The 8,463-nt window shown below is 72.4% G+C and carries 8 protein-coding genes; 5 read left to right on the top strand and 3 right to left on the bottom strand.

The window, feature by feature from the left end; genetic code table 11:
• Positions 1-204: 204 nt before the first annotated feature.
• Positions 205-1,014, top strand: coding sequence for a DNA-formamidopyrimidine glycosylase family protein (locus tag AB0K35_RS04680; RefSeq protein ID WP_238668157.1), 810 nt, complete (start codon positions 205-207; stop codon positions 1,012-1,014).
• Positions 1,015-1,182: 168 nt separating this feature from the next.
• On the opposite strand, the gene AB0K35_RS04675 is transcribed toward AB0K35_RS04680, so the two are convergent.
• Positions 1,183-2,064: an aminoglycoside phosphotransferase family protein gene (locus AB0K35_RS04675; RefSeq protein WP_363883814.1), complete on the bottom strand. Its 882-nt coding sequence runs from the start codon at positions 2,062-2,064 to the stop codon at positions 1,183-1,185.
• A 94-nt stretch (positions 2,065-2,158) separates the two neighbouring features.
• Between AB0K35_RS04675 and AB0K35_RS04670 the strand changes: the two genes are divergently transcribed.
• The 4 genes from AB0K35_RS04670 to AB0K35_RS04655 all read left to right on the top strand — a co-directional run bounded on the left by AB0K35_RS04670 (position 2,159) and on the right by AB0K35_RS04655 (position 5,882).
• Positions 2,159-3,010 carry a TIGR03619 family F420-dependent LLM class oxidoreductase gene (locus AB0K35_RS04670; protein WP_363883812.1) on the top strand — a complete coding sequence of 284 codons (852 nt, stop codon included), beginning with the start codon at positions 2,159-2,161 and terminating at the stop codon, positions 3,008-3,010.
• The gene (locus tag AB0K35_RS04665; RefSeq protein WP_238668154.1) at positions 3,007-3,432 is read left to right on the top strand and encodes a nucleoside deaminase; all 426 of its coding nucleotides are present in this window, start codon (positions 3,007-3,009) and stop codon (positions 3,430-3,432) included. The genes AB0K35_RS04670 and AB0K35_RS04665 overlap by 4 nt, the downstream gene beginning before the upstream one ends.
• A 234-nt stretch (positions 3,433-3,666) precedes the next feature.
• Complete coding sequence (locus AB0K35_RS04660) at positions 3,667-4,932, top strand: AGE family epimerase/isomerase (protein WP_363883810.1); 1,266 nt, start codon at positions 3,667-3,669, stop codon at positions 4,930-4,932.
• Complete coding sequence (locus AB0K35_RS04655; protein ID WP_363883808.1) at positions 4,929-5,882, top strand: carbohydrate kinase; 954 nt, start codon at positions 4,929-4,931, stop codon at positions 5,880-5,882. The genes AB0K35_RS04660 and AB0K35_RS04655 overlap by 4 nt, the downstream gene beginning before the upstream one ends.
• 150 nt (positions 5,883-6,032) lie before the next feature.
• Here AB0K35_RS04655 and AB0K35_RS04650 read toward each other — a convergent pair whose 3' ends face one another.
• Positions 6,033-7,001: a LacI family DNA-binding transcriptional regulator gene (locus AB0K35_RS04650; RefSeq protein WP_363884479.1), complete on the bottom strand. Its 969-nt coding sequence runs from the start codon at positions 6,999-7,001 to the stop codon at positions 6,033-6,035.
• Between the two features lie 72 nt (positions 7,002-7,073).
• Positions 7,074-8,453 carry an FAD-dependent oxidoreductase gene (locus AB0K35_RS04645; protein ID WP_238670576.1) on the bottom strand — a complete coding sequence of 460 codons (1,380 nt, stop codon included), beginning with the start codon at positions 8,451-8,453 and terminating at the stop codon, positions 7,074-7,076.
• Positions 8,454-8,463 lie beyond the last annotated feature (10 nt).

The following is an 8,463-nucleotide window of genomic DNA, read 5'->3' as shown; positions in this document are numbered from 1 at the left end:
CGGGGGTTCGGTCCCACCACCGGTCCGGGCGCGCCCCCACCCGCCCGTTGCCTCTCCGGGGTGTGCGGCGTGGGGGGGGCCCCCGCCTCGGCGGACACCGCGACTTCCTTAAACCCGAGTCGATCACTGCGGGGGAGCGACGGACCGGGCCCGCGTCGATCGGCGTGCGGCCCGGTCGGGCGGGGCTGACTATCCTTGGCACCTGTGCCAGAGGGACACACGATCCATCGCCTGGCGGCCCGGCACGCCGAGCTGTTCGCCGGGGACAAGCTGCACGCCGCCAGCCCGCAGGGCCGCTTCGCCGAGGGTGCCGCCCGGCTCTCCGGGACCGTGCTGGAGGGCACCGAGGCGTACGGGAAGCACCTGCTGCACCACTACGCCGACGAGCTGACGTTGCACGTACACCTCGGGTTGTACGGCAAGTTCACCGACGGGCCGGGGGAGCCGCCGGAGCCGATCGGTCAGGTGCGGTTGCGGCTGGCCAGCGACCGGCACTGGCTCGACCTGCGCGGGCCCACCGCCTGTGAGCTGCTCACCCCACCCGAGGTGGGCGCGCTGCGGGACCGCCTCGGGCCGGACCCGTTGCGCGCCGACGCCGACCCGGAGCGGGCGTACCGCAGGATTTCGCGCAGCCCCACGACGCTGGCCGCGCTGCTGCTCGACCAGTCGGTGGTGGCCGGCACCGGGTTGATCTTCGTGACCGAGGCGTTGTTTCGGGCCGGGTTGTCGCCGACGATGCCCGGCCGGCTGCTGAGCAGGGCGGGCTGGGACGCGCTCTGGGCCGACCTGGTCGGCTTGATGCAACTCGCGGTCGAGCACGGCCGGATCGACACGGTGCGCGACGCGCACCTGCCGGAGGCGATGGGTCGGCCGGCGCGGGTGGACCGGCACGGCGGCGAGGTGTACGTCTACCGCCGCCCCGGCGCGCCCTGCCACGTCTGCGGCACCGAGGTCAGCCGCGGTGAGCTGGCCGGCCGCAACCTCTACTGGTGCCGTACCTGCCAGCCCGGCTGAGCCCAGCCCCACCCCCGGCCCCACCCCGCACCCCGCACCCCCCACCCCGCGCCGATCTTGCAGTTTCTGTTGTCGAAATGGGTGGATATGCGCAGTAGGTCGGGACAGAAAGTGCAAGATCGCGGGACTGGGACGGGCACCACCACCCCGTGATCGCCGCGCCGGAGCTCAGCCGCCGTCGAGCAGCCAGCGGACCACCTCGATCTTCTCGGGGACGACGAGGTCGTCGGCGACGCTCCAGGACAGCGTGTGCCCGATCGTCCAACCCCGGACCCGTTCCCGGTCGAGCCCCAGTTCGGTGCTGAGCCGGTGCAGTCGATGCCGGACGGCGGCCGGTGAGTGGCCCAACTCGGGGCCGCGCACCATCGGTACGACGGAGAACTCCCGTTCCCCGATCAGCGGCTTCGGGTCGATCGCCAGCCACGGCCCTCGGTCACCGGGGAGCGCGTCGGCGGCGAGGATGTTGCCGGCGTGCAGGTCCTGGTTGACCAGCACCTGCACGCCCTGGCTCGACGCCAGGCCGGAGATCAGGTCGAGCGCCGCGTCGAGCAGCCGCCGGTCGTACGGCCGGCCGGCCCGTTCCCAGGCCCGGGGCATCCGGTCGATCCAACCGGCGGCCTCCTGCGCCAGCGGGGTGAACGGCGCGCCGGCCGGTAGCCAGAGCCGGGGGAGCAGTCCGATCACCACGTCCAGCGCTCGGTCCGGCGGAAGGTCGTGCAGGGGAGTTCCGGGCTGGCAGCGTTCGAGCAGCAGAGCACGCCGCCCGGGGTCGTGGGCGAGCAGACGGACCGCCCCTGCACCGTCCCAGTGGGCCAACGCGTCGGCCTCGTACCGGCTCTCCTCGTCGGGATACTGGAGCTTCAGCACCGCCGCGGTGCCGTCGGGCAGCCGGGCGGGAAGCGCCAGTGACGCGTACGCCTGCCGGAAGGGTGGGCCGACCCGCAGCGACCAGCGCTCGGCGCATTCCGTCAGCCACGTCGGGAGTGCGGCCAACCAGGCGCGACCGGCGGGTGATCCGCGTACCCAGTCGAGTCCGTCGGGCAGATCCATCCGGCCCTCCTCAGTCGTACCGCGATCCGGCTGCCAGGTGATTCAGTAGGGCCACGGCGTTCACACACCAGTCCACAGTGGCTAGCGTGGGCGGGTGCAGATTGGCGTGAACGTACCGAACTTCGCCCCGGGCACCGACCCCGACGTGCTGCGTCGGTGGGCGCAGACGGTGGAGGGTCTCGGCTTCGACCTGTTGATGGTCTCCGATCACATCGTGGTGACCCCGGACGTGGCCGAGCAGTATCCGGCGCCGTTCTACGAGCCGTTCACCACGTTGTCCTGGCTGGCCGGGGTGACCAGCCGGGTTCGGTTGGGCACCACTGTGCTCATCGTCCCGTACCGGCACCCGCTGCTCACCGCCCGGATGGCGGCGAACCTCAACCGGCTCAGCGGCGGCCGGCTCGTCCTCGGTGTCGGTGTCGGCTGGGCCCGGCAGGAGTTCGAGGCGCTCGGCGTGCCGTTCCGGCAGCGCGGCGCGCTGACCGACGAGTACCTGCACACGATGCGCGCGGCCTGGCAGGACACCGACGACTACGACGGGACGGCGATCCCGATCTGGGTCGGTGGCAACAGCGAGGCCGGCATGCGCCGCGCGGTACTGCTCGGCGATGCCTGGCACCCGCTGCGGGTCACGCCGGCACGGCTGACCGAGGCGGTCGGACGACTGACGGACATCGCCGACGAGCTGGGTCGCCCGGTGCCCGCGTTGGTGCCGCGGATCGCGCTCCAGGAGACCCGAGAACCGATCTCCGACCCGGACCGGCTCGCTGGTGTCGGCACCATCGATCAGATCGTCGCCGACCTGGACAAGCTTCGTGCGCTCGGCGCGGAGACGGTGGTACTGGACCCGTTCAACGGCGACCTGACCGAGATCCGCCAGCCCGAACGCGCCTGGCAGACCCTTGCGGCAGTGGCCGCACATCACGCAACCCAGGAGGACCGATGACCCCCGACGACGAGAAGTTTCTCCGCCACGCCGTGGAAATCGCCAGGCGGGCGGGGGCTTCCGGCGAACGGCCGTTCGGCTCGTTGCTGGTCGACGCGGCCGGCGTCGTCCTGATCGAGGACCACAACACAGTGGTCTCCGACGCCGACATCAGCGCCCATCCTGAGTTGAAGCTGGCCCGCTGGGCGGCTCGGGAACTCTCCCCCGAGGTGGCCGCCGGCACCACCATGTTCACCAGTTGTCAGCCCTGCCCGATGTGCGCGACCGCTATCGACCGGTCCGGCCTCGGGCGGGTGGTGTACGCGCTGTCCACCGAGCAGTTCGAGGAGGTCAAGCCGGCCACGCCGCCGCTGCCCCCGGTCCGCTACGAGGGGCCGGCGCTGTTCGACGAGGCACGCCGGCCGATCGACGACTACTACTGACCGGAGCTTCCCCGGGGCGGTGTGACGCAGCCGGAATTGACAGTCGGCCGGCTGCCGGAGCAGGGTTGAACGGTGACAACGATGTCAACGGGCAAATGGGAGGAAAAGCCTCCCGCTGCGGACGACCGTGACCAGTCGATTCGTGGCGTACCGTTGGCGGTTTTGCGGCGCGGACCCGGTCCGTCGCCGATCCTGGCCGTATGTCCCTTTCCTACCCGACGGTGACCAGCTGAAATGACCGACGTGCCCCGATCCGACGCCGCAACGACCCCTGCTCCGGCGAGGTCACCAGACCTGCCCGATCTGGACGAGTTCCTCGTCGCCCAGACCCGGACGCTGCTCGACACCGCCCGCCGCTCGGTCCGGCCCGAGGGCGGCTTCTGGTGGCTCAGCGACGACCGCACCCCGGACCGCGGCGAACCGATCCACACCTGGATCACCTGCCGGATGACCCACGTGGCAGCCCTCGCCCACCAGGGCGGCGACCCGGACGCCGCCGCCCTGGTGGACCACGGGATCGCCGCGCTCAGCACGCTGCTGCGCGACGACCGGTACGGCGGCTGGTTCGGCGCGGTGGACCAGCAGGGAGTGCCCGTCGACGACCGCAAGGCCGGCTACGACCACGCGTTCGTCCTGCTCGCCGCCTCCAGCGCCGCGCGCGCCGGACGGCCCGGCGCGGACCGGCTGCTCGCCGACGCGCTGACCGTCGTGCGGGACCGGTTCTGGGACGACGACGCCGGCGCGGTCCGCGAATCGTGGAACCGGGACTGGACGGTCACCGAGGACTACCGGGGCGCCAACAGCAGCATGCACATGGTCGAGGCGTACCTCGCCGCTGCCGCCGCCACCGGCGACGCGAGCTGGGCCGACCGGGCCCTGCGGATCGCCACCCACCTGGTGCACGGTGAGGCGGCCCGACACGACTGGCGGCTGCCCGAGCACTTCACCACCGACTGGACGCCGCTGCCGGACTACAACCGGGACCAGCCCGCCGACCCTTTCCGGCCCTACGGCTCCACGATCGGGCACTGGCTGGAGTGGGCCCGGCTGCTGCTGGAGTTGGAGGCGGTGCTGCCGCAGCCACCCCGCTGGCTGCTCACCGACGCCCGTGCCCTGTTCGCTGCGGCTGTGCGTCGCGGCTGGGCGGTCGACGGCACGGACGGCTTCGTCTACACCATCGACTGGGACGATCGGCCCGTGGTGCGCTCCCGGATGCACTGGGTTCTCGCCGAGGCCATCGGTGCGGCGATCACCCTGCACCGCCGCACCGGCGACACCGTCTACCTCGACTGGTACCGGGTCTTCTGGGCGTACGCCCGACGCAGCCTCATCGACCAGACCGGCTGGCGGCACGAGTTGGACGCGCAGAACCTGCCCGCCGACACGGTCTGGCACGGCCGACCCGACGTCTACCACGCCTACCAGGCGGTACTGCTGTCCCGCGCGGCCGACGGGCTCGGCGGCCCCGGCCCGCTCGCACCGGGGGAGGTGACCGCGTGATCGTCGTCGCGGGCGAGGCGCTGATCGACCTTGTCGTCACCGCCGAGGGGCAGCGGGCCGTGCCCGGCGGCTCCCCGGCGAACGTCGCGGTCACCCTGGCCCGGCTCGACCAGCCGGTACGGCTGCTGGCCCGACTCGGCGGCGACGCGTACGGTCGACAACTCGTCGAGCATCTGAGCGCCAACCGGGTGGACCTAGGGTGGGCGGTACGCGCTGAGGATCCCACGTCGGTGGCCGTGGCCACCCTGAACGCCGCCGGGCAGGCCAGCTACGAGTTCCGGCTGGCCGGTGCCGCCGACTGGCAGTGGACGCCGCAGGAGCTGCCCGAGCTGGCCGGGTCACCGGCGATCGCGCTGCACACCGGGTCCCTCGCACTCGCGCTGGCGCCCGGTGCCGACGCGCTGGAGGGCCTGCTCGCCCGGGAACGCCAACGCGACGGGCTCACCATCTCCATCGACCTCAACCTGCGCCCCAGCATCGTCACCGATCGGGCGGCGGAGCAGGAGCGGGTACGCCGCCAGATTCACCTCGCACACCTGGTCAAGGCCAGCGACGAGGACCTGGCCTGGCTCTACCCGGACCGCTCGGTGGCCGACGTGATGACCGAATGGCGTACGGCCGGCGTGTCCTGCGCCGTGGTGACCCGGGGCGGGGACGGCGCCTGGCTGCTCGCGCCCGACGGCTCACTGCACGAGGAGCCGGCGGTCCGCACCACAGTGGTCGACACCGTCGGCGCCGGCGACTCGTTCACCGGTGGCCTGCTGGCCGCGCTGGCCGACCTCGACGCGCTCGGTGACCGGCCGGCCGACCGGCTCGCCGCGGTGACCGGGCCGCAGTGGGGTGCGGTGCTCCGCCAGGCCGCCACTGTGGCCGCGTTGACCTGCGCCCGCCGAGGCGCCAACCCACCCACCCGCGCCGAAGTCGAAGCCCTCCTACATCCCGCAACCTAACCCCACCCTGCCCTGCCCTGCCCTGCCCCCGCGATCTTGCACTTTCTGCCCAGACAAAAGGGGCTATCTGCCTCAAGTAGGCAACCGAAAGTGCAAGATCGCGGGGCGCGGGCGCGGGCGCGGGCGCGGGGCGAGGGCGTGAGGCGCGGGTTAGGCCAGGCCTCGGGGTAGCAGTTTGGTGGGGAGGACCGTCGTGGACGGGGGAGTGTCGTCTCCGGCTACTCGTTGGAACAGGCGCTCGGTGGCGACCCTTGCCAACTCCCTCGTGTCGTACGCGACGACGGTCAGCGGTCGGGGCATCAGGTGGGCCAGCTCGAAGTCGTCGAAACCGACCAGCGCGGCGTCGCTGCCCCGCCGGTGCAGCTCCTGGAGGGCGCCGACGGTGAGCCGGTTGTTGGCGCAGAAGAACGCGGTGGGCGGCTCCGGCAGGTCGAGCAGCGCGGCGACAGCCCGACCGGCCTCCTCGGGAGCGATGAGGCGCTCGCGGATCAGCGACTCGTCCGGCGCGACCCCGGCGGCGTCCAGCGCCGCCCGTGCCCCGGCCAGCCGCTCCCGCATCGTGGGTACGCTCGGCGCGCCGAGCAGCAGCCCCACCCGTCGGTGTCCCTCCGCGAGCAGTGCGCTCACCCCGGCGTGGCTGCCACCCCGGTTGTCCAACAGCACGGCGTCGGCTTGCAGCCCCTGCGGCGGCCGGTCGAGGAACACCACTGGCATGCCCAGCTCGACCTCGCGACGCAGGAACGAGTGGTCGAGGCCCGCCGGCACCACCAGCAGGCCATCGACCCGACGCTGGGTGAAGTCCTGGAGCAGGGCGCGTTCCCGCTCCGGGTCCTCCTCCGACGACGCGGTGATCAGCATGGTGCCGTGGGCGGCGGCGATCTCGGCGGCGACGCTGGCGATCGTCGCGTAGAACGGGTTGGCGATCTCCTCGATCAGCAGCCCGACGGTGGCGTTGAGCTGCCGGGAGCGCAGGTTACGAGCGATGTCGTTGCGCCGGAAGCCCAGCTCGGCGATCGCGGCCAGCACCCGGCCGACCAACTCCTGCCCCACCGGCTCGTCGTTGACGACCCGGGAGACCGTCTTCAGGCTGACGTCGGCCCGCCGGGCCACGTCGACCATCGTGGGACGCCGACGCACTGTCGGCCGGGTCGGGGTCTGGGTCACGGGGTGGTCCTCCACGGCGGGCGCCTGTCAACGGTCGAGGGCGGCGAGCGCGTCGACCGCTTTTCGGGCGGCGATGAGCACCGGATCCCAGACCGGCGCGTACGGCGGAGCGTAGCCCAGGTCCAGCTGTGTCATATCGTCCACCGTCATGCCGTTCCACAGCGCCACGGCCAGCGAGTCGATCCGTTTGGCCGCCTCGGACCATCCGACGATCTGCGCGCCGAGCAACCGGCCGCTGGGGCGCTCGGCGATCAGTTTGACAGTCATCGGCCGGGCGCCCGGGTAGTAGCCAGCCCGGTTGGTCGACTCGGCGATCACCGAGACGAACTCGAAGCCGGCGGCCGTGGCGTCGCGCTCGCGCAGACCCGTCCGACCCACCTCCAGGTCGCAGACCTTCGTCACCGCCGTGCCGATCACGCCGGTGAAGGTGGCGTACCCGCCACCGATGTTGATCCCGGCGACCCGGCCCTGTTTGTTGGCGTGCGTGCCGAGCGGCACGTGCACCGGCAACCCGCTGATCCGGTGCAGGGTCTCGACGCAGTCACCGGCCGCCCAGACTCCGAGGTGCCCGGGCACCCGCATCCGACGGTCCACCCGGATCGCGCCGGTCGGCCCGAGGGGCAGCCCGGCCGCTTCCGCGAGCGCGGCGTTGGGGCGTACGCCCAGGCCCATGACCACGACGTCGGTCGGGATCGGCCCTTCTGCGGTGACCACGGCGGACACCCGGCCGTCCCGCTCCTCGATGCCGGTCACCGGCAGGCTGCCGCGGATCGTGATGCCGAGGCCGCGCATCGCCTCGGCGACCAGCTCGCCCATGTCGGCGTCGACAGTCGACATGGGCTGCTCGCCGGCCTCCACCAGGGTCACCGCGAGGCCGCGTTGGATGAGGGCTTCGGCGATCTCGACGCCGATGTACCCGCCGCCGACCACCACGGCCCGGCGCGGCTGCGGGTCGGCGTCCAGCCAGTCGCGTAACGCCGCACCGTCGTCGAGAGTCTGCATGCCGAACACGCCGCCCGCGTCGGTGATCGCCCACGACGGTTTCACCGGCACCGCGCCGGTGGCGTACATCAGGTCGTCGAAGCGCTCGCGGACCTCGCCGCCGCCTTTCAGGTCCCGCGCCACCACCTCGCGGCGTTCCAGGTCGATGGCGGTGACCTCGTGGCGCATCCGGACGTCCATCGCGTACTCGGTGCGGAACGTCTCCGGGGTCCTGGCGATCAACGCCTCGGGGCCGGGCACCAGGCCGCTGATCCAGTACGGGATGCCGCACGCCGAGTAGGAGGTGAAGTTGCCCCGTTCGAAGACCACGATCTCCAGGTCGCCACTGTTACGGCGGCGTCGGGCCTGGGACGCCGCCGACATTCCGGCGGCGTCCCCGCCGATGACGATCAGCCGTTGGGCCACGGGCTCATCC

The sequence above is a fragment of the Micromonospora sp. NPDC053740 genome, from assembly GCF_040677775.1.
GTDB classification, from domain to species: domain Bacteria; phylum Actinomycetota; class Actinomycetes; order Mycobacteriales; family Micromonosporaceae; genus Micromonospora; species Micromonospora alfalfae.
Note: the sequence above shows the minus strand (reverse complement) of the source record. Positions and strands in the feature narration are given on the sequence as shown.